This window comes from Methylocaldum marinum (genome assembly GCF_003584645.1).
GTDB classification, from domain to species: domain Bacteria; phylum Pseudomonadota; class Gammaproteobacteria; order Methylococcales; family Methylococcaceae; genus Methylocaldum; species Methylocaldum marinum.
Genome location: NZ_AP017928.1, coordinates 3,474,487 through 3,494,679 on the forward strand (window position 1 = coordinate 3,474,487; position 20,193 = coordinate 3,494,679).

21 protein-coding genes and 1 pseudogene are annotated in these 20,193 nt (G+C 59.9%); 11 read left to right on the forward strand and 11 right to left on the reverse strand.

What is annotated here, in order from left to right; translation table 11 throughout:
- Positions 1-47: 47 nt before the first annotated feature.
- Positions 48-779 (reverse strand): DUF5131 family protein, encoded by a 732-nt coding sequence (locus tag sS8_RS15225; RefSeq protein WP_119630351.1) that lies wholly within the window; start codon positions 777-779, stop codon positions 48-50.
- Entirely contained in the window at positions 776-1,972 is a 1,197-nt protein-coding gene (tcmP, locus tag sS8_RS15230) for a three-Cys-motif partner protein TcmP (RefSeq protein ID WP_119630352.1), read from the reverse strand. The genes sS8_RS15225 and tcmP overlap by 4 nt, the downstream gene beginning before the upstream one ends.
- A gap of 47 nt (positions 1,973-2,019) precedes the next feature.
- Between tcmP and sS8_RS15235 the strand changes: the two genes are divergently transcribed.
- From sS8_RS15235 to sS8_RS15280, 9 genes are all read left to right on the forward strand, one after another.
- Complete coding sequence (locus sS8_RS15235; RefSeq protein WP_119630353.1) at positions 2,020-2,592, forward strand: LexA family protein; 573 nt, start codon at positions 2,020-2,022, stop codon at positions 2,590-2,592.
- A gap of 359 nt (positions 2,593-2,951) precedes the next feature.
- Positions 2,952-3,122, forward strand: coding sequence for a hypothetical protein (locus sS8_RS28170; protein WP_170161099.1), 171 nt, complete (start codon positions 2,952-2,954; stop codon positions 3,120-3,122).
- Positions 3,123-3,146: 24 nt separating this feature from the next.
- Entirely contained in the window at positions 3,147-3,545 is a 399-nt protein-coding gene (locus sS8_RS15245) for a hypothetical protein (RefSeq protein ID WP_119630355.1), read from the forward strand.
- A 475-nt stretch (positions 3,546-4,020) separates the two neighbouring features.
- A complete protein-coding gene (locus sS8_RS15255) occupies positions 4,021-4,374 on the forward strand; it encodes a YceK/YidQ family lipoprotein (protein ID WP_119630357.1) in 354 nt (117 codons plus the stop codon).
- An 82-nt stretch (positions 4,375-4,456) separates the two neighbouring features.
- Positions 4,457-5,392: a methionyl-tRNA formyltransferase gene (locus tag sS8_RS15260; protein WP_170161100.1), complete on the forward strand. Its 936-nt coding sequence runs from the start codon at positions 4,457-4,459 to the stop codon at positions 5,390-5,392.
- A gap of 377 nt (positions 5,393-5,769) precedes the next feature.
- Positions 5,770-6,498: a TSUP family transporter gene (locus sS8_RS15265; protein WP_119630359.1), complete on the forward strand. Its 729-nt coding sequence runs from the start codon at positions 5,770-5,772 to the stop codon at positions 6,496-6,498.
- 2 nt (positions 6,499-6,500) lie between these two features.
- Positions 6,501-7,211: a fluoride efflux transporter CrcB gene (crcB, locus tag sS8_RS15270; RefSeq protein ID WP_179952372.1), complete on the forward strand. Its 711-nt coding sequence runs from the start codon at positions 6,501-6,503 to the stop codon at positions 7,209-7,211.
- Positions 7,187-7,501: a DUF190 domain-containing protein gene (locus tag sS8_RS15275; RefSeq protein ID WP_119630360.1), complete on the forward strand. Its 315-nt coding sequence runs from the start codon at positions 7,187-7,189 to the stop codon at positions 7,499-7,501. The genes crcB and sS8_RS15275 overlap by 25 nt, the downstream gene beginning before the upstream one ends.
- 245 nt (positions 7,502-7,746) lie before the next feature.
- A complete protein-coding gene (locus tag sS8_RS15280; RefSeq protein ID WP_119632824.1) occupies positions 7,747-8,040 on the forward strand; it encodes a DUF5666 domain-containing protein in 294 nt (97 codons plus the stop codon).
- 212 nt (positions 8,041-8,252) lie between these two features.
- Here sS8_RS15280 and sS8_RS15285 read toward each other — a convergent pair whose 3' ends face one another.
- From sS8_RS15285 to sS8_RS15295, 4 genes and pseudogenes are all read right to left on the reverse strand, one after another.
- Positions 8,253-8,942, reverse strand: a complete 690-nt coding sequence (locus sS8_RS15285) for an ABC transporter ATP-binding protein (protein WP_119630361.1) — start codon at positions 8,940-8,942, stop codon at positions 8,253-8,255.
- Positions 8,939-9,343, reverse strand: coding sequence for an ABC transporter permease (locus tag sS8_RS29990; RefSeq protein WP_408631179.1), 405 nt, complete (start codon positions 9,341-9,343; stop codon positions 8,939-8,941). Before sS8_RS29990 ends, sS8_RS15285 begins: the two co-directional genes overlap by 4 nt.
- A 90-nt stretch (positions 9,344-9,433) precedes the next feature.
- A pseudogene (locus sS8_RS29995) lies at positions 9,434-10,183 on the reverse strand (ABC transporter permease); the annotation flags it as partial.
- A complete protein-coding gene (locus sS8_RS15295) occupies positions 10,183-11,202 on the reverse strand; it encodes an efflux RND transporter periplasmic adaptor subunit (protein ID WP_119630363.1) in 1,020 nt (339 codons plus the stop codon). The pseudogene sS8_RS29995 and the gene sS8_RS15295, both read right to left, overlap by 1 nt.
- A gap of 291 nt (positions 11,203-11,493) precedes the next feature.
- On the opposite strand from sS8_RS15295, the gene sS8_RS15300 reads away from it, so the two are divergent.
- The gene (locus sS8_RS15300; protein WP_119630364.1) at positions 11,494-11,901 is read left to right on the forward strand and encodes a hypothetical protein; all 408 of its coding nucleotides are present in this window, start codon (positions 11,494-11,496) and stop codon (positions 11,899-11,901) included.
- A gap of 778 nt (positions 11,902-12,679) precedes the next feature.
- On the opposite strand, the gene sS8_RS15310 is transcribed toward sS8_RS15300, so the two are convergent.
- The 5 genes from sS8_RS15310 to sS8_RS15330 form a co-directional block, all read right to left on the reverse strand.
- Positions 12,680-13,855 (reverse strand): DesA family fatty acid desaturase, encoded by a 1,176-nt coding sequence (locus sS8_RS15310; RefSeq protein WP_119630366.1) that lies wholly within the window; start codon positions 13,853-13,855, stop codon positions 12,680-12,682.
- A 127-nt stretch (positions 13,856-13,982) separates the two neighbouring features.
- The gene (locus sS8_RS15315; protein WP_119630367.1) at positions 13,983-14,186 is read right to left on the reverse strand and encodes a GlsB/YeaQ/YmgE family stress response membrane protein; all 204 of its coding nucleotides are present in this window, start codon (positions 14,184-14,186) and stop codon (positions 13,983-13,985) included.
- Positions 14,187-14,314: 128 nt separating this feature from the next.
- Positions 14,315-15,991, reverse strand: a complete 1,677-nt coding sequence (locus sS8_RS15320; RefSeq protein WP_170161101.1) for an ATP-binding protein — start codon at positions 15,989-15,991, stop codon at positions 14,315-14,317.
- Positions 15,979-18,051 carry a chemotaxis protein CheB gene (locus sS8_RS15325; protein WP_119630369.1) on the reverse strand — a complete coding sequence of 691 codons (2,073 nt, stop codon included), beginning with the start codon at positions 18,049-18,051 and terminating at the stop codon, positions 15,979-15,981. The genes sS8_RS15320 and sS8_RS15325 overlap by 13 nt, the downstream gene beginning before the upstream one ends.
- 183 nt (positions 18,052-18,234) lie before the next feature.
- Positions 18,235-19,191, reverse strand: a complete 957-nt coding sequence (locus tag sS8_RS15330; protein ID WP_119630370.1) for a CvpA family protein — start codon at positions 19,189-19,191, stop codon at positions 18,235-18,237.
- Between the two features lie 301 nt (positions 19,192-19,492).
- Here sS8_RS15330 and sS8_RS15335 point away from each other — a divergent pair, with 301 nt between their 5' ends.
- Positions 19,493-19,963 (forward strand): hypothetical protein, encoded by a 471-nt coding sequence (locus tag sS8_RS15335; RefSeq protein ID WP_119632825.1) that lies wholly within the window; start codon positions 19,493-19,495, stop codon positions 19,961-19,963.
- The last annotated feature ends 230 nt before the right edge of the window (positions 19,964-20,193 follow it).

Consider the following 20,193-nt stretch of genomic DNA (forward strand, 5'->3'; position numbering starts at 1 on the left):
GGCAGAGATTTTCAAGTGGGAGCGTTGGTGCCCGCAAACCGACGGCGCTATGCAGGCATTGCATCCCAAACCTGACCGCCCAACGAACGGCCGTTCGCTTTCTTCGATCGCCTCTGCCCATCGGCACCCCAAGCACCCCATTGCTTGAAGAAGAACGCAACGTTTGCATTCAAGCATTGGCGACGAACGTTATCGACCCACTCGGCGCGCATCGGCCTAGCACGAGAACCGGATTCGCCACCGACAATGACCCAGTGGATTCCGGTTAAATCCATATGACCTAGATCCTCAAGCAACGGCTCGATGGACAAAAATCGAATTGTTGCATTGACGTTGCGTAGCGCGTCGATTCGCGGCAGACCATGGCGCTTGTTCTCCACGGAGACTCCAAGCCATATATTGGGCGGAATCTCTCGCCCTGCACAGAATGCGGCCATGCGTTCGGCACGCTTAGTAAGAACCTGGAAGGTGTGCTGCTCGGCCTCCCTCATAATGTCGAAAACACGTGCGACGTAATCGAACGGCACCTTTTCATGAAACAAATCAGACATTGAATTCACGAAGTAGATCGTCGGCTTACGCCGACCCAAGGGTTCCAAGAGACGCTCAGGTCTTAAACTGAGGCGGAATCCATTCTCATAGCCCTTTAAGCCCATAGCTTGGAGGCGGAGAGCCATGGACTCGGCATAACAATTCTTACAACCGGGGGAAACCTTTGTGCAACCGACAGTTGGATTCCATGTCTGCTCGGTCCATTCGATTTTGCTGTTACCACTCATGTTGCTCGCTCCACTAGTTGCAAACGCTCGCCACCTTTTTCAAAGTGCAGCGGTTTCTTGGGTCGACGGCCAACCGCATCCAGGTTGGATACTAAACCGCGTTTTATGAGGCGGACCAACGAAGCCTGTAGATCGCGGGGAAACCAGTCTGTTTCTTCTAGGATGTCGGCAAATTCATTACGACCGATACGGCGAATACCTGACTTCAGATAGCCCAACCAAAAACGATCTACGTCTTCTGGGCTGACATGCCCGGCACTCTGATCAACGAACGTTTCCGCGCCAAACATATCTGGTGTACCTGTGCGCCGCTCCCGCTCGACGCCTTTTTTGAGGGCTCGCACTTTCTTCTGTACTAGATCAACTTGTTCCGAAATCGTCATGAACTCCACAATCCCCTGCGGATGAGAGGTGAGATAGACAAGGTGATACTTGGGACGCTCCTTGGTCGGATCCAGCACTCGAACATAGGCCGATCTCAGCCGGTACTCAGGCTTAGGAACAGGCAGGCAGCGCTTTAAAGTCTCGCGGTAGGTCCTCAGGATCAATTGCTCCCTTTCCTTAGGGCACATTCCATCGAGGTTTATCGTTTCGCCCAAGAGTTCCGACATTTCCTGCTGCCAGTCCCCCATCGACATGGTGCGGTTCACAAAGTCATACATGAAGTTGATGAGAAACTCCGAACGCGGACGCTGCAGCAACCTACGTAGAATCTTGATGCCGACTTCCTTCCAGCCCTTCGGGTCTATGAAGAAGAACACGAAAGCATCCCGAGTTGCCCACTGCAAAAGCTTGTCGCGCAAATCTACGAAATCTCCTTTCCAACACTCTGAGCAAATACCTTTGGGAGTGTTGCCGTATAGATAAGAGTCGAGACGAGCAAATGCGGGCGGATCTTTCTCAATATAGAGTGCACGGATGTTGGCATCGATGCCATGGCTGGCAAGTGTCTGATGACAGGCATCCAAAGTGCGCAGAGATATTGCAATGGAGGTGCCCTCCATGTCTTCGGAGTCATCGCCCCATGGACCAGCGAAACAGTCGACGTAGCAGAGATCAATGCGTCTATTACGTCCAGCGCTCATTCCAATAATTCGAAACAGTTGTTGAAGGTAGCTTCTGAGCAGTTCGTGCTTGATCAGCGCCTGCTCGCGCCCATCGTAAGAATCCGGAATGGCATTGTTATCTGTCATGTAGCGTCCCTATTGACTACCGAACGTTCGTTCGGTAGCGAACGAGCATGCCTTCGGATAGTCAATACCTTGCGGCGCTGCGTAGCTACTACGCTAAGCATAAGACCTTGCCGTCGTATGCCGCGATCGGACGGTTGGTTGGGCTATCGTCCAAGGCATCCGTTGCGCAGATGATTGGCCGGTTGAAGGAACAACAGTTCCTCGATAGCGCACCAGATCGACGGCTACGACCAGGCAAGAGGTTTTTCGAACGCTCTATCGGTGAGAACCTGCACGCGGGCCTGCCCAGCCCTGTGGAGGAAGCCATTCTTGATGATTTGTCTATAGATTCCTACCTGATCCGTGACCCGACCAATACTATGTTGATCCGGGTTAAAGGTGACTCCATGGTGGACGCAGGTATCCTTGAAAAGGACATTGTCGTTGTTGAAAGGCAGTCAACCGCATTGGATGGACAAATCGTAGTGGCGGTCCTTGAAGGCGAACTAACACTCAAACGGCTCAGGCTCGACCAAGGACGGCCGATATTGTTGCCGGAGAATCAAAACTACGCAGCGATCCAACCTACCGAGGACTTCACTATTCTTGGTGTTGTGGTTGGGTTGGTTCGTCACTATTGACGGACCGATTGAGCTGAACGTCACATGGCTTCTTGCTGACCTGCTGGTTGTCAGGTGGAGGCTTGATAACGAGCAAGCCCCGCTCATTTTTACGCCAGGTGATATGATGCGGCGATTAGATTATTCGACGCCATCGTCACGTGCACCGACCGGCCGTGGTGCGAGATCGCTCCTTTAGGCGCATAGGACTCGCAGGCGCCACGCCGATCGCCGAATTCGCCCGCTTCGTCCCCACAGCAAACCGGGCGCGGGGACTGCGCCGAGCAACGAGCCGCGACGATCGCACCGTCTCCCAAAATAACGTCTATATTTGCCTAAGCCAACCCACGGTGCTGATCCAGGCGCTTCGGAGAAAAACAATGAAACTGTCGAACAGGCTGATGTTATCCGTCGCTCTTGCCGTTTGCTGCTTCGGCGCGGCAGTGGCGGACGAAGGAAGGGACGAGTCCGGCAAGGGTAAGGACAGGTATTACTCGGATAGGGACTGGAGAGGAGAAGAGCACCGGGATGGTGGAAAGTCGGGAAAATAGGAAAGAGACCGGTATTACCCCGGAATGGAGCTAAAGGAGGAAAAGCACTGGGAGGGGGGTAAGGATTGGAAGGAGAAAAAGCACCGCGATGGCGGGAAGGACTGGCGGGACAATGGCCATGACCCTTACTTCCACGAACACGGCTACACCCGCCTCGCTATCCCGCCGGGGCATTATCCGCCGCCGGGCGGGTGCCGCGTCTGGTATCCCGGCCGTCCCGCCGGACACCAGCCGCCTCCCGGCGACTGTTATCGGATGCGCGCCAAGGTTCCGCCGGGTACCTGGCTCATCCGGCATCCGAGGGACAGGGCGGACCATGTCCACGTGATCGTCTATGATGATTACCGCCCCGGTATTGTCCGGGTCATCGGTGAGTTCGATATCGGTACCGGCGTTTTCGTGGACTTCGTTCTCGATCGATGAAGCCCGAAAGCATAGGTAAGCGGAACGGTCGCCGGACGACGGGCACCCCACCGCCGGAAGCGGGTTCTCCCGCTTCGCCGAATAACCAAGCTAGAAACTCAGCCATTGCGTGCGCTCGGCCGGAATATCGCCGATTTAATGGGCTTGCTCGCGCAGAGACAAAAATGATGGAATGGCCGAGCCGGCCAAGTAAAGCTCGGATCACGCCTTATTGACGAAATTTGACAGAAAGCGCTAGTTTGCCCTAGCTTGACAACTATGGTGTTCGAACCAATGGCGGAATCCGCGCGTCTTCACGAGCAGACAACCGGTTCAAATGTTTGCCGGGAGACCGCCTTCACTTCGGAAGCCGCTACCGCCCCGCTCTTCGCTTCTCCCGAATCGGACGGTTCGATCGGCCAGCGCTTGAAGGCTCGGCTTCCAAATATCCGTAAAACCCTTATTCATTTTTATTGAGGAAATTTAAGGAAACCTGATGAAAGCTGACGTTGGAAAATGGGCCCTTGTCGTTTTCGTAATGGCTCTCGCCACCGGTTGCACGAGCATACGCGCAAGAACCGAAGTACTTGAAAACGAATGGACGGTTTATCCCGGCGTTCGGCAAGACGTAAAAGAGATGAGCGATATTTTCGGCGGCGAACGTTCGGCGCCCGCCTGGCTGAACGGATTGGTGACGACCGTTCTTGTTTTCGACCTGCCTTTTTCGGCCTTGTTCGATACTTTCGTATTGCCCTACGACCTCCATCGCTCAGGCAGCGCCAGCGCTTCCGAAATGCCCGACGACTCTTCGCCCCGTTCACCGCCTCCGGAATCCCCGGAAACGGAATAAGATAAAGATCTCGAATTTTCATGGTAAAGGAACTACTCATGACGACTATACAATTTGCACGGAATGCAAAAGGATGGCAACTGTGAACGCACGCTATCGCCTGAACATCGCCCTGGTGGCCGAGGAAGGTGCCGGACTGCGCGCCTTGAAGGCACTGGAGAAGACCGAACACCGCATCGCGATGGTGCTCACCTCGCCGCCGGACAGCCACGGATCGGCCGTGTGGGCCTACGCCGAACAGCGCGGGCATTCGCTGTTTCCGGCATCGAGCGTCAGGACCGCGGGCTTTGCCGAAGTCCTGCGCAAGCGGGAAGTGGATCTCCTGCTCAACGTCCATTCGCTCCACATCGTGGATGGCGCAGTTCTGGAGGCCCCCCGGATAGGCGCGTTCAACCTGCACCCCGGCCCGCTGCCGCGCTATGCCGGCCTTTACGCGCCGAGTTGGGCCATCCTCCGCAGCGAGCGCCGCTACGGAGTCACCGTTCATCGCATGCTCGCCGGCATCGATACCGGCCCCATCGCCTATCAAACACTATTCGACCTGGCCGAAAGCGAAACCGCTCTTTCGGTTGGCTTGCGCTGCGCCGAAGAGGGCCTCGCTCTCCTCTTTACCCTGGTCGCCACGGCGGCCTTCGACCCGTCCTCCATTCCCCGTATCGAACAGGACCTCACCCAGCGCGAGTATTTCGGTCGTGTCGTCCCCGACGGCGGCACCCTCCACTGGAATCGTCCCGCGGCTGACGTCGACCGCTTCGTCCGTGCCTTTTGTTATTTCCCCTTCCCGTCGCCATGGGGAGCGCCCAAAACACGAGTCGGCGATCGCGAAATCGGGATCGTGAAAACCTCGCCGACGGGAGAGCAGAGTTCCGCGCCCCCGGGAACGATCGCCAAGGCCTTCGGGGACGAGGTGTGGGCCGCGTGCGCGGACGCGTGGCTTCGGCTCGACGTGATTACGGTCGACGGCAGACGGGTAGCGCCGGCCGAAGCGCTCTCCGCCGGCGATCGCCTAGGTGCCTGACGCCGGCGGCGGAGAGGCTGTGACCGTGAATTCCGATGCACGCCCGGTGGCTTCGGAGCGGCGCCGATGCCACCGTCACCCGATCGAATCACGAGCGGCTTCGTGAAAAGAGATGCGAGCCGGCAAAGCACCCGCTCTCACGCACGCATTCCGGTACCTTCTGTAACCTGTAGGTTTACAATGGCGCGCGATAGAGCGGTTTCCATTCTGATTGCGCGAAGCCGGTTTATTAATCAGGCCCGTACACGCCCGGTCTGGGCTCACGCGGCTTGTCGCCGCGCCGGGGCATCCCTGCCCCGGATTAACCCGGCCTATATTTATAGGCCGGGTTAATAACGAGTGGCGGAAGCCAACGAGATCAAATCTGGGGGAATTTCATGTCGGTCGACATTCTGCTGACCGTGATCGCCACGGCCATTGTTCAATCCATTTTCGGCGCGGGGGTGTTGCTGTTCGGCACGCCTATCCTGTTGCTGCTCGGCTACGAATTCGTGGACGTGCTCATCGTGCTGCTGCCGATTTCGATCGCCATCAATCTGTTGCAAATCGCCAAGCACCATGCCCACATCGATTTTGTCTTTTACCGGAACGTGCTGTTTCTGACGCTGCCGCCCATCGCGCTCTTCCTGTTCCTGGTGACTCATACCCGGATCAATATCGGCTTAATGATCGGATTGTTTCTGCTGCTCATCGCCCTGAAGGAATACTCGCCGTCCGTGACCCGCGCCATCAACGCCCTGATGAAATTTGAAAAGGCTTACTTCGCGACCATGGGCGTTATACACGGGCTCAGCAATCTGGGCGGATCGCTTCTCACGGCGCTGGTACACCACAAGGATTACGAAAAGGATGTGGCCCGCGTCACCGTCGCGGCTTCCTACGCCACTTTCGCCGTAGTGCAAATCCTCACCTTGTGGCTGTTCAGCCGGTCGCAGATCGATGTGCGGTTCGCCGAAAATGCCATCTACCTGGTCGTCGGCGCCTTGGTTTTTCTGCTGACCGACGAGATGCTTTACACGCACATCGAGCAAGCCAGGTACCGCCGCGTCTTCGCGGGTTTTCTGGCCATCGCCGGCATCGTGTTGATGATTCGAGCTTTGAATTAGATATGATGAGCCAACTCTTCGCCATCGCCTTGGGCGGTTCGGCCGGAGCCGTAACGCGTTACCTGGTCGCCACCGGCATCTACGCCTGGCTGGGGCGAGGCTTTCCTCACGGCACCCTGTTCGTGAACGTGTCCGGCTCGTTCCTGATGGGATTTCTGACCGAACTGATGCTGCAACGATTTTCGCTGGCCGTCGAATACCGGGCGGCGATTCTGGTCGGGTTCCTGGGCGCCTACACGACCTTCTCGACCTTTGCCCTCGAGACCTTGTACTTGTTCGAGGATGGCAATCTCGCGAAAGCGGGACTCAATATTTTCTTGAGCGCCGTGTTGTGTCTCGCGGCAGTCTGGATCGGCCTGGTGCTGGGCCGGCAGATCTTTGCCGCCGATCTCTATCCCTGGCTGGGGCACGGGTTTCCATACGGCGGCCTGGCGCTCGCGCTGAGCATCGCCTTGATCCTGGCCGCAGCGGCCGAATTCGTTTTTCTTTACTTCGATCTGTCTACCCTGTACCGGGCGATTGTCTTGATCAGCCTGCTCGGTGCGATGACCCTGGCGGCGACCTTGTGGCTCGCGTTTCAGTTGCCTGAAATTCGGGCGGAATTTCAGGGTCTATTGAGCATCTTCGCCGTGAACGCCCTGCTCGGGGTCGCGGCGGTCTGGTTGGGCACACTCATGGGTAACTGGTTATGGCATGTCAGCAAGTCACCGTAGCGCGGATTTATCTCCACGAGAGCGAACACCTTCTGTCCAAGCTCATGAAATTCCTGCATGACGAGGAGATGGTTGCGGGGGTCACCGTGCTGCGGGGGATGACGGGGTTCGGCCGGGACGGAAAAATCCACACGGCCTCACTGGTCGACCTGTCCCTGGATTTGCCCCTCGTGGTCGAGTTTTACGACGAGCCGGATCGGGTGGAGACCGTGATCCGGGAACTGCTGCGGCGGATGGATTTATCCCATGTGGTCACCTGGTCCGGCGTCCGCCACCTGAAAGAGGAATGATCTCGGAAACGGCTACTTCGGTCGTCAGGCATATCGGCGACCGGAGAATTATTCCATTCGGCATTCGAGTGAACATTCATCGTAGTAACCTACCGATTCAAAGTTGCTCGGTGGGTTACGGCCTTCCGGCCTAACCCACTCTACAAAAATGCATTGCTTATGATGATCAGCCCGACTCGGATGGACGAATTTTCGGCACGCGATGATTGTCCAAAAAAACGGGACCATTCAAAAAGGAGCGAACGATGAAACACCTGATAGGCATGCTGTTGCTAGCCGGCACCGTCCTCTCGGCATCGCCGAGCATTCAAGCGGGCGAAGAGTTTTACGGCACCATTGAAAAGCGTCCCGAAGGCAAGGTCGGCACCTGGACGATAGGCGGTCGCGAGGTCGTGGTGACGGAAAAAACCAAGCTGGAGGAAGACGAAGGCCCCCTGGTGGTTGGCGCTTGCGTGGAGGTCGAGTACGAGGGGGACTCGGTCGAGGAGATTGAAACCGAAAAACCGGAGAAGTGCCGGAAGGGACGGAATCCGTCGTAGGTCGGCAATCCTTTGCCGACGAACCCTTGGCCCGGCGGCGTCGGCAAAGGATTGCCGACCTACTCGCTGTTCCTATGCCTATCCGCTGAATTTCGGAAAAAACCGAAGCCGGTCCGGGAAAGATTTCCGTAAAAGCGGATAACACGCGGCAAGCGACCGGGTTTCGATCGCGCCGCCGAGGCGGCCGGATAGACCCGGTGTTTCGAGCGAACCTAAGCCGGTCGCCAATCCGCGTTGATTTTGCCGTCGACGATGCCGATGCGCCGGTCGGCGGCTGCTGCAAAGGAGACGTCATGGGTCACGGCGACCACCGTCTTGCCCATTTGGTGCGCCAGATCGTGGAGAATCTGCCGCACCGTGGCACTCGATACCGAGTCGAGATTTCCGGTCGGCTCGTCCGCCAGAACCACCAGGGGATCGTTGGCCAGCGCGCGGGCGATGGCCACCCGCTGACGTTGCCCTCCCGAAAGCTGGTGCGGATGTTTCGCGCTCTGCTCGGCGACGCCCAGCCGAGCCAACAACTCCATGCCGCGCGTACGGATCGCGGCATCGCCGAGCTTGCCGAGCCGCCGCATCGGCAGCGTCACGTTGTCGAGCACCGAAAACTCGGCGAGCAGGAAATGGAACTGGAACACGAATCCCAGTTTCTCCAGCCGGCGATTCGCCAACTCGTTCTCGCCGTAGGCCGAAGTATCCTCGCCGTCCAGCCACACCCGCCCCGAGGTCGGAACGTCCAGCAGGCCGAGCAGGTAGAGCAGCGAGGACTTGCCGGAGCCGGAAGGCCCCATGATGCAGACGAACTCGCCCCGCTCGATCTCGAGGTTGATGTCCTCCACCAGGGTCACCGAAACTTCCCCGGCCAGCTTGCGCACGAGATGTTCGGCGCGCAGAACCGGCGTCATGCGGCACCCCGCAGAATCTCGACCGGATGCACGCGCCCCGCGCGGCGCGCCGGCAGATAGGCAGCGAGAATGCACGAGACCAGCGCGAAAGCAGTGGCGAGGGCGAATTGTTCCGGTCCCCACCAGATCGGCATGTGCACTTTTTCCGTGACGCCGGGCGGCCTGAATTCGATAGCCGCCAGGACTCTCATGAGTCCAGCCCCCAAGAGCAGCCCGAACACGCTGCCTATCACCCCGATGATGGTTCCCTCGAGCAGGAAGATGAGCCGCACGTCGCGGGCGTGAAAGCCGATGGATTTCAGGATTGCGATATCGCGGGTCTTTTCCATCACGATCGTCGACAGGGTGTTGTATATCCCGAAGGACGCCACGATGAGGATCGCCGACACCACGCTGTACATGATGATGTTGCGTACGATCAGCACGCTCAAGATGTCCTCGGAGGCTTCGATCCAAGACACCGACTTGTAGCCGGCGAAGGCTTCGATGCGCTGGGCGGCTTCGCGGGCCGCATAAGGGTCGTCGAGCTGTATGATCAGCCGATTGACCCGATTGGGCCGGTCGAACATCACCTGGGCGCGCTTCAGCAGGGTGAACGTCTGGGTCTCGTCGTAATTCGCGTTGCCGGTGCGAAAAATGCCGACCACCTTCATCGGACGGCTGGCGCCGCTCGCCGCCACCACGTTGACGTTGCGGCCCAGGCCGAGGCTGAACTTCTGCGCCAGCCCGGTACCGATCACGATTCCGTTCGGATTGACGTCGAGCGCGTCGATCGAGCCGTCGATCATCTTCTCCTGGAGCGTGGATACTGTCTTCATCCTGGCCGGCACCACACCCGAGAGGGTGACGCTTTCCTCGCGGCCGGCGAACACGAGTACGGCCGAGCCGACCAGCACCGGCGCCACCTGGATACCGGACATGGCTTCGACGAATTCGAGTTTCTCCCGGTATCCGCGAATACCGCGCGTCTCGGTCTGCGGCTTGACGTTCCTGACCCGCACCGCGCCGTCCGCCCAGCGCAGCTCCGCCGGCTGGGTCCGGGGCAAGCGGTATTCGTCGTAAACCGTGATATGCGGGCTGTTGTCGATGAGACGCTTGATGAAGTCCTTCTCGGAGCCGCGCATCAGCGAAGACACCGCCAGGAAGAAGGCGACGCCCAGGATTACCCCGGTGAGCGAGACCAGGGTCTGGCGCTTGCGGCCGGTGAGGTGCATGAGAGCCACCTGGAGCTGAATGGGCATCAGGATACCGACGCGGACGAGGACGATCGGATGCGGGCGGCGCGGCCCTCGCGGAGGTTTTCCGAGGGCGTCTCGACCACCCGTGCGTCCGGCGCGAGTCCTTCGACAATTTCGGTACGAACGGCGCCGGCCACGCCGGTGCGTACCGGCTGCCGGTGCAGCCTGCCGTCCTCGACCACCCATACAGCGCCGTTCTGAATGGCCGTTGACGGTACCAGCAGGGCGTTCTCCCGTTCCGAAACGACCAGGTTGGCGTCGACCGTCATGCCGATCCGCAGCTTCTCCGGTTCGGCAAGCCGGATGCGGACCCGGTAGCTGCGTGCGACCGGGTCACCCTTAGGCGTGACTTCGCTGACTTCGCCGTCGAGCACTTGGTCCGGCAGCGCATCGGCACGCAATACTGCTTTCTGCCCCACGCGCACCCGCAGAATGTCTTCTTCGTCGACCTCGGCGGTGACGCGCAAGGGTGCGCAGCAGGAGAGATAGAACAAGGCCTGCCCTACCGGAATGAACTGGCCGATCTCGCCGTCGCGCCGGATGATCAGGCCGTCGGCAGGCGACGTGAGGGTCATGAAGTCGCGCAGAGCGCGAGCACGCGCCAGCACCGCCTCGGCCGCGTCCAGATCGGAGCGGGCCCGGTCCAGCTCGGCTTTGGCAACGACATTGCGCCTTACCAGCTCCAGCAGGCGCTGATGCTGCGCACGCGCGAACTCCACCCGCGCGGCCAGTTCCTCGACCGTGTTCCTCAAATCCTGGTCGTCGAGCCGCGCCAGCACCTGTCCCTCACGCACCCGATCGCCTTCATCGACCTTAAGTTCGGCCAGATATCCTGCCTGCCGTGGCGCGATAGGCATCATCACCGTGGGCTCCACCGTGCCGGTCGCGTAAATCGCGTCCACCGCGGGCCCGCGAGTCGGCGTCACGACCGTGACCGTGACAGGACCTTCGCGCCACCAATAAATTCCACCGGCGGCAGCGAGCACGCCGATGGCAAGAATCCAGATCCACTTTCTTTGCATTGTTCGGAAGGGGAGAATGACTGTCGTCGATGGCGGGTCTATTGCTAGTTAATTGTTATAGCAAGAAAGGCGGCCCGGTTCCGGGCCCTATCGAGACTGCCAGACTCGCCCGCATCGGGTTCTTGTAGAGGACACAAGCTCCCATTTTAAACGACATCGATATGACGAAGCGCGGTCGGCTTGTCGATGCTCCCGACGATCACCCGCGCCGCTTCGAGAACTTTCTGCGACTTCATCGGAATGCCGCATGAACCGACGAAACCTCAGCAGTCTAATCGAAATGAAAGCATTATGCAGATGAGCCAAGATATGATCAGTCTGATCTTCGAGTCCGAGCAGCTAGCGAAAACCACCAAGCTCGCACCGGCGCCTTTCTTCCGAATCACCGGCAATTTCATCAGCCAAGGGCCCAACAGAACAGTGGTCGCCAAATTCAGCAATCACTTCTGGGATATGCAAGGCCAGCAGCACTTCACCCAGTACGCCTGCCATGACCGGACGTCGATCCATTTTGAGGATGCGCTGGGAAACGCCTCGGAAACCTTCGGCCCGTTCGATGAAATCTCCGTTGCCGATGGAGTGGTCTACGCCAATGGCCAACTCTTCGCCCGACTCACCGAGGAAACACAACTCTGGCATTGTTACAAGACCGATACCTATTGGTTGAGCATGATCATCGCGTCGCCGCCCTCGCTGTAGATTGAGTCTTCTTGCAAGGGATTCGACACCATTATTTCGCTAGGTCCGTTCCCTAACTCAAAGCTTTTTCTCGGGAGCTCCACTCCCGAAATGAGGCATAGGCTATGGCCAGCGAGGTCGGACCCAGAAAAATGCCGAGACAGAACGCACGCCAGCACGCCGAGCAACAGGACGCGGGGGGCGCCCGCGTTCCACAACCCGATACCAACCAAAACCCCCTGAATCAGTGCGGTACCGATAACACTGTAAACGACGCCTTTGATAGTGTCCCCCGCCACATGGAGTAATGCCGGCGCCCGTTGGCCGCCGACCCGGGTGAACAAGGGCGCCAGCCTTGTGGATACGGTGCAGTTGGGCCAACGGGTTCGTCGGCAAAGGATTGCCGACCTACGAATGTAGCACCCTGTAGGTCGGGAATCCTTTCCCGACGCCACGTCCCGGCCGAGCGTCTTCGTAGGCAAAGGATTGCCGACCTACGAATGTTTGAAGTAATTCGCCCGCTCCGAAGACGCCAACGACTTCCGCCAAGCCTGTTTTGCCGCACGAGCGAGATGAAAACGCTCTAAGTACATCCCAGAAAGTTTCGCGGAACGCGAGTGCAACACGTCGGCAAAGGATTGCCGACGAATACTTCCGCGCAAAGCGATGTACTACGAACGTTTCGAAACCACGGCCGCATGACTTCAAGTCGCCCAGCGTGTTTCGACCCATCCAATCGAATCCCTGGCAATTCTGCGCAATGAGCGGTTCGTATGCCGTAGGACTTTCCTGAATGTACTTAGGCTCTTGGGAGCGTATATCGGCGCAGTAGTCGGGCGAAGTCGCCCAAGGCCTCGATGCCGGTGTCTTCCGCCTGCCTGCACCAGTTCTCGAGCAATTGCACGCGGGCTTCGTAATGGCTGGCGGATCGGATCCAGAGCTGTTTCAGGTCGTGTTTGGAACGGTAGATCGTCTCAAGCGTCCGGCTCAAGTCCAGCGCCTGCTTTAAGGTTTGGCAGGCCGTTTCATCGAGTTCGACGCCCTCCCGAACCAGAGGCGTTTTTGCCTTACGCAGCAGCGGCCGGTGCGCGGAAGGAGCGGCCTTCCACTCGTGCCGCAGTACGGGGAGCACGACGCGACGCCCGTACAAAGCTAGGATATGATAGCGGTTGCGCATTACGGCCTGGACCGTGGCCGGGTTGATCGGTTTGGGAGCGCGCTCGAGGCGGATTCGAGGGGCCGTGCGGCGGATCTCGGCCAGCCGAAACCTTTGCATCAGGCGGATGTAGACCCAGCCGATGTCCAATTCCCACCAGCGATGGGCGAGACGGGCCGAGGCCGGATACGCGTGGTGATTGTTATGCAATTCCTCGCCGCCGATGAGGAGCCCTAAGGGAAACAGGTTCGTGGAGGCGTCCGGGGTTTCGAAATTGCGATAGCCCCGGTAGTGGCCCAGGCCGTTGATCACGCCCGCCGCCCAAAAGGGAGTCCAGAGCATTTGCACCGCCCACACCGTGATGCCGTACAGGCCGAATAGCACGACATCGATGACGAACAGCAGGGCAACACCCCCGCCTCGATAGCGGCTGTAAAGGTTCCGTTCGATCCAGTCATTCGGGGTGCCATAGCCATAGTGGTCCAGCGTTTCGACGTGGCGGGCTTCGGCCCGGTATAACTCGGCGCCTTCCCACAGCACTTTCCGAATGCCGAAGACGCGGGGGCTGTGAGGGTCTTGCGGGCTTTCGCAATGGGCGTGGTGTTTGCGATGAATCGACACCCATTCCTTGGTGACTATACCGGTGGTCAGCCACAGCCAGAATCTGAAGAAATGGCTGACGACAGGATGGAGATTCAGGGCGCGATGCGCTTGGTGACGATGCAGGAAAATGGTCACACTGGCAATGGTGACGTGGGTCAGGGCCAGGGTAATGGCAATAAGTCCCCATCCGGGAAGGTTGAGCAATCCATCAATCATCTATCCCTATCCTAAAAACGGGGGGAATAACATGTTTAGTCCTTCATCGAATTAGAGCGAGTACGACCGGGAAGGTTTTGCACCGTGTCGCCAGCGTGCGCAGGCGACTTTTTGACGTTGCCGGCACCTAATCCTTTCTGATCAGACGCAACAGAAGCAAGAAGGCTACGGCGCCAACCGTCGCGATAATCAAGCTCCCAAGCCTGCCGCCCCCGGCGGACAAACCCAGGACATCGAACAGAACACCGCCCAACACGGCACCGAACACCCCGACAATAATGTCTCCGATGGCGCCAAACCCGCCGCCTTTGACCAATTGCCCGCCAGCCAACCGGCCGCCCGCCGTGCAATCGGGTAAGTAGCGGCTTCACCCAAGCGGTGAAATCGGTGGAAGGGAGGACGATCGGAATCCATAAGCCGTTTCTACGCCATCGAAGCAGTCAACTGCCGTTTGTAGGTTTAATGGACTTGAGGAGTTCCGACCCGATGACCAGGATGAGAAATCAACGCTTTGAGCCGGTCGAGGTCGACCGGTTTGACCAGGTGCCCATCGAATCCGGCGGTCCGGGATCGGTCGCGGTCTTCATCCTGTCCATAGCCGGTCATCGCCACCAGCAACGCCCCCTCCAACTCGGGCAGCGCCCGCAGACGGCGGGCCACCTCGTAGCCATCCAGACCCGGCAATCCGATATCGAGCAGGACGATCTGGGGGTGAAACGTCTTCGCGGCTTCGATTGCACCCGGGCCGTCGTACGCCGTCTCTACCTCGTGACCTTCGAGTTGCAGTAACAATGCGGTACTTCCCGCAGTGTCCGCGTTGTCGTCGACGACCAGAATACGGTAGCGCATGAGGGGCAGTCCTTCGGTCGCTTCCGTTTCCGCGGGAGCCGCCGGGACGGCCGTTCTCGGCAAAGCCGGCAAGCGCACCGTGAACTCGCTTCCCTTGCCCGCCCCGGCACTGCGTACATTTATTTGTCCACCGTGCAATTCGACCAGGCGGCGAACCAGCGTGAGCCCGATGCCGAGGCCGCCTTGGGCACGATCGAGGGATTTGTCGGCCTGCACGAAGAGGTCGAAAATCGAACCCAGGAGTTCCGGGCTGATGCCGATGCCGGTGTCGGCGACCTTGAGCACCGCTTCCTGTCCATCGTGTGTCAGGGTCAGGGTGATGTCACCGCCGGGCGGTGTGTATTTGACGGCGTTGCTCAGAAGATTCGAGACGATCTGCTGCAATCGGGCCGGATCGCCATCGACCGACAGGCCGTGCTCCGGCAGCGACAAGCCGAGCCGATGGTGATGCGCGTCGAGCTGAAAGCGGGCGTCGTCGACCGCCTGCGCCACTAGATGCGTCAGATCGACCGGCTGTTTCTGAAGCACGATTGTTCCACGGGTGATGCGGGACAGATCGAGGAGATCGTCGAGCAACCGCGCCTCCAGGCGGAGCTGGCGATCCAGCATGGCCTGGGCCTGCTTCTCCGCCGCTTCTCCGGCATCGCCGCGCCGCCAGATTTCCAGGGCGTTGCGGATGGGTGCCAGAGGATTGCGCAATTCGTGGGCGAGCATGGCCAGAAACTCGTCCTTACGCCGATCGACCGTCTTGAGCGCGTCCAGCGCCGTCCGTTGCTCGGTGATATCCTCGATCGCCAGGAGGATGCGCTCCTGGTCGCTCCAGCGCAACACCTGCGCGTTGAGGCGCAGGGTCCGCTCTCCGAGTTCGGGAAAGGCCTGGGTGACCTCCTTGTCCTCGAAAGCGGCCTGGGCGGGCAAAACCTCTTCGAGAAGCCGGCGCAGGGCGGGAATGTCCCATTGCCCATGGCCCAATTCGTAGAGCCGGACCTGCTCGGTCGCTTCGCGCGTGGTTTTGAAGTTCCGGTAGAAGGCGCGGTTCGCCTGCTGAATCCGGAGATCGCCGTCGAGCACGAGCAGCGGCTGACGCATGGTTTCGACGACTGCCTCCGCAAAATCGCGCGCCTGCCGCATCTCGTCGTTCAGCACGTTGAGTTCGCGGTTGCGGGCGCGCAGTTCGTCGTTGCTCGATTGCAGCTCTTCCTGGGCGGTCTCGAGTTCCTCGTTGGTACTCTGGAACTCCTCGTTACTGGATAGCAGTTCCTCTTCCGTTGCCTTCAGTTCTTCCACCGTCGTCTCGTGTGCATCCAGCATGGCCCGAATGTAATCGCGGGCCGCTTCGAGGTCCTGCGTAAGCCTCCGGATCTGGCGATCCTTTTCGCTTTCCGGCGGGTAATTTTCCGCGCGTTTCCCCGAGCCCATTCGGCTCCGCAACGAACGCCAAAACTCCCCGACAATGGTTGTGCCCCGGCCCCGTACCAGGGAGGCTTGCGCTTCAAAAAAATCAGAAACCACGGGTTTTCCGCCCCGGCGATCCGAATCGGCAGTACCTCGATATTGACCGCGCAGGTGCCGTCCGGCCCTTCCACGTGCACGCCCTCCCGCCGCACCGGAGCCCCTTCCTTGCGGACCTGCTCGACGGCGCTGCTGAGGTCGATGAGGAGGCCCGGCCGCGCCAGCTTCTGCAGCTTGAAAGTCGGAGGACCGGTCGGATTCGCCAGATACGGACCGGTCTCGCCCCGGAACTGAAGCACGTTCATCTCCGAATCGCACAGGACGCCAGGCGGAACGTAGCGGGCCATGGCCAAGCGATCCGCCTCCCGTTGCAAGCGCTCCGCCTCCACGGGTTCGCTGGACAGCGTCAATAGTTTCGGGCGGGCACGGTCCGGCATCGCCGGATACTCGTCCAGCAACGCCAGGTGATTCTTCTGTCCGGGCAGGATCGCCTTGGAATAGATTTTGAGCCGCTTGTCGACGGAACTAAACAGCTCGGAGAAAGGGCCTATGGTTTCGGACGGTCCCAGCACGAGAAATCCGCCCGGATTCAAGGCGTAATGGAACAGCGGAATCACCCGCTTCTGCAGGGCCGGCTCGAGATAGATCAAGAGGTTGCGGCAGCTCACGAGATCCAGTCGCGAGAAAGGGGGATCGCGGGCGACGTCGTGGCGGGCGAATACGCACAAATCGCGGATTGTGCGGGTAATTTGATAGTGGCCGCCGACCTTGACGAAGAAACGCCGGAGCCGCTCGGCGGAGACGTGGCGGGCGATATTTTCCAGGTAAAGTCCGGTACGCGCCTTCTCGATGGCGGCCTCGCTGAGATCGGTGCCGAAAATCTGAATCGGGGTCTGGGTCAGGCGCTCGCCCAAAAACTCCAAAAGGCAGATGGCGATGGAATAGACCTCCTCGCCGCTGGCGCAACCCGGAACCCAGATCCGCAGCGAAGCTTGAGACGGACGCCGTTCGAACAAGCGCGGAAAGACGGTTTGGCTCAACGCTTCGAACAACTCGGGATCTCGGAAGAAATCGGTCACCTGGACCAGCAGGTCCTGAAACAGGGCCTGGGTTTCCTCCGCGTCGCTTTCCAACAAAGCCAGGTATTCCGGCAGCGTATCTAATCCGTGCAGGGCCAGGCGGCGCGCGAGCCGCCGCTGCACGGTGCCGCGCTTATAGTGCGTGAAGTCCACACCACAGACGTTGCGGAGGCGGCGAAAGATCCGCTTGAGCGTTTCCTCGTCCGTGGGCGGAGGTTCCCCGGCGGAAGCGGTGCTGTCCACCTTCAGGTACGGATGGCCGCCGAGGCGAGCGAGTTCGCGGGCAATCTCGCGCGGGGACAGCACCCGATCGACCACGCCGAGATCCACCGCCGCCTTCGGCATGCCGCTGAATCTGGCCGAGCCTTGGTCCTGGGCATAGGTGATACCGCCGGAACCCTTGATCGCCTGTATCCCCAGCGCGCCGTCCGAGCCCGTGCCGGAGAGAATGACCCCGACCGCATTGGCGCCCTGCTCTTCCGCGAGAGAATAAAACAAACGGTCGACCGGCATGGGCGGCACGGGAAGCCCGTTGCGAGCGCCGAGAGCCAGATGACCCTGGACCAGGGTCATGATGGCATTGGGCGGGATGATATAGATGTGGTCGGGTTCGACCGCGAGCCCGTCCGTCGCCTCCTGGACCGGCAAGGCCGTTCTGGTCGCGAGGATCTGCGTCAGGACGCTTTCGTGGTGGGGATCGAGGTGTTGGACCAACAGAAAAGCCATACCGCTGGTGGCGGGAAGGCCGGCCAGAAATTCCGACAAGGCTTCGAGTCCGCCGGCGGAAGCTCCGATGCCAACAATGGGAAACGGCATCAAGCTGCATACTCCTGAGTAAGAAATTCTGTTTGGATGTTCGACATTCTCCGGCGCGGCGAAGTCCAACTGCGAAAAGATAAAGCCCACCTTGAATGGCGAGCGAAGGCGTCTGCACGCCTGCCCGATTCTTTAACGGTACACTACACGAATTGATCTGCAATTGCTTGAATCGCTGGCCGCTCAATTTCGGAAATTTTGGGTCACGATCAAACCGTGAACGCCGCCGTCCATGATGCCGATGCCGACCCGCCCGAATTGCGGCCGCAGGATGTTCGCGCGGTGGCCGGGCGAGTTCATCAAGCCGGCGTGGGCGATCGCGACGCTGGGAGCGAAGGCGAGGTTTTCCCCGGCGATGAGAAACCGCAGATCGGATTCGCGCATGCGGTCGAACGGGCTTTTGCCTTCCGGCGTGTAATGAGAAAAATAACCGCGGGCGAACATATCGGACGAATGTCTTCGCGCCACCTCGGTCAGGGCGGGATCGATCTTCAGCGGCGAAAGCCCTTCAGCCGCCCGCTCGCGGTTGACAAGTTCGAGCATTTGCCGTTCGAAGGTCGGTTTAGCCTGGGGTGTTTCCACCTTGAACGGCAACGAAATGAATTCGCCGGATTTCGGATAGCGGCGATGGAGCCCCTGCGTTAGCGCGTCTTCGAAAATCGGCGTCAGTGCCGTGGCCGTTCGTTCGACCAGCACCGCCAAACGATTGGCCGTCCCGCTGTCGCGAGCCGCTTCGCGCAGACTTTCCGGCAACGGTACCACAAACAGCAAGGCGGCAGCGATGGCCGCCGCGACGAGCCCGTTTGCCAGTCCCGGCAGCGCACCGAAGAGGCGATTGAATATCCCTCGATTAAACCCGTCTGGCAAGCGCTTGATCAGCGCATTTCCGATCAGGCCGATGACCGGACTCGCGAGCAGTACGATCAGGAGAAACGCGGCGGGTTGCAGCCAGACACTCGAGCAACCGGATTTCGAGGCCAGCCAATCCGTCACCGGCCGATACAGAAACCAGCCCGCGAGCAAGCTCCCCGACCAGCGCAGAAGACCGAGAAAGCCCAAAACGAAACCGCGCCGCCATCCGCCCCGGATGCCGAGCAGAACCAAGAGAAAGAGAAAGACGTCGATGGGGTTGAAGGCCATGCCGAGCGTCACGTTACCGGCCGATGCACTATTAGATATCCGGGCTTCGGCATTTGCTCGGCGATTCGCTCGCCGCATCGACCGGCCAGGCCGGTTGCTCGCCTCCGGGAAGGAACCCCGGTTCGACCGCAAGGTCATCTTCCATAAGAGGGTGTGCGGGAAGCATCTCGAGCGGACCGCGGGAGAGCCGGTCCCGAACTCAGCCGGACGGGCACCCGGCACCCGGACGTCGGCAAAGGATTGCCGACCTGCCAATCGGTCCGGAAATGACAACAGCTGGCGAGCCGGCGGGAGAAAGGCAATGCGTACGAGCAGCAATGGCAGTTTCGATGCCCTGATCTCGGGGACGATCGTGGGTATCGCCACCGCGCTGGCGGCGGCGGCCTGCGGCAAAGCGGAGCGTTCCGGCGCGGTGGCGCCGTTGAACGCCGTCAGTCACATCACCTGGGGCGACCGGGCGGCGCGGCAACACGATGCGAGTCTCAAGTACACGGGCACCGGATTCGTGCTGAACCACGCTGCGGCGGTTCTCTGGGCGTCGCTCTACGAACGCTGGTTCGGCCGGGCCGCCGAATCGGGCGATGTCGCCCGGGCATTGACGGGCGGCGCGGTCGTCGCGGGCCTTGCCTATCTGACGGATTATCACCTGGTTCCGGAACGGCTCACGCCCGGATACGAGAAGCGCCTGTCCGGCAAGTCGCTGGCCGCGATTTTCGGCGCCTTGGCCTTGAGCCTGCCCCTGCGTGGACTGTTCCTGGGTGCGCGGCGCTGACTCGCCGAGACCGGGCAGATGACGGCCGGGCAACGTCGGGACCGACTTGTCGATCATGAGGTAATTCCATCCGGCGTTCGACCGAACATCAATCGTAGGATAGGTAGAGTGAAGCGAAACCCATCGATGGTGGCTTAGCCCTTCGGCGGAGCTCAGGACAGGCCCCTCGGCTCCGCGTAACCCACCGATTGGAAGTCGCCCGGTGGGTTACGGCTCACACGAAGCGCAGT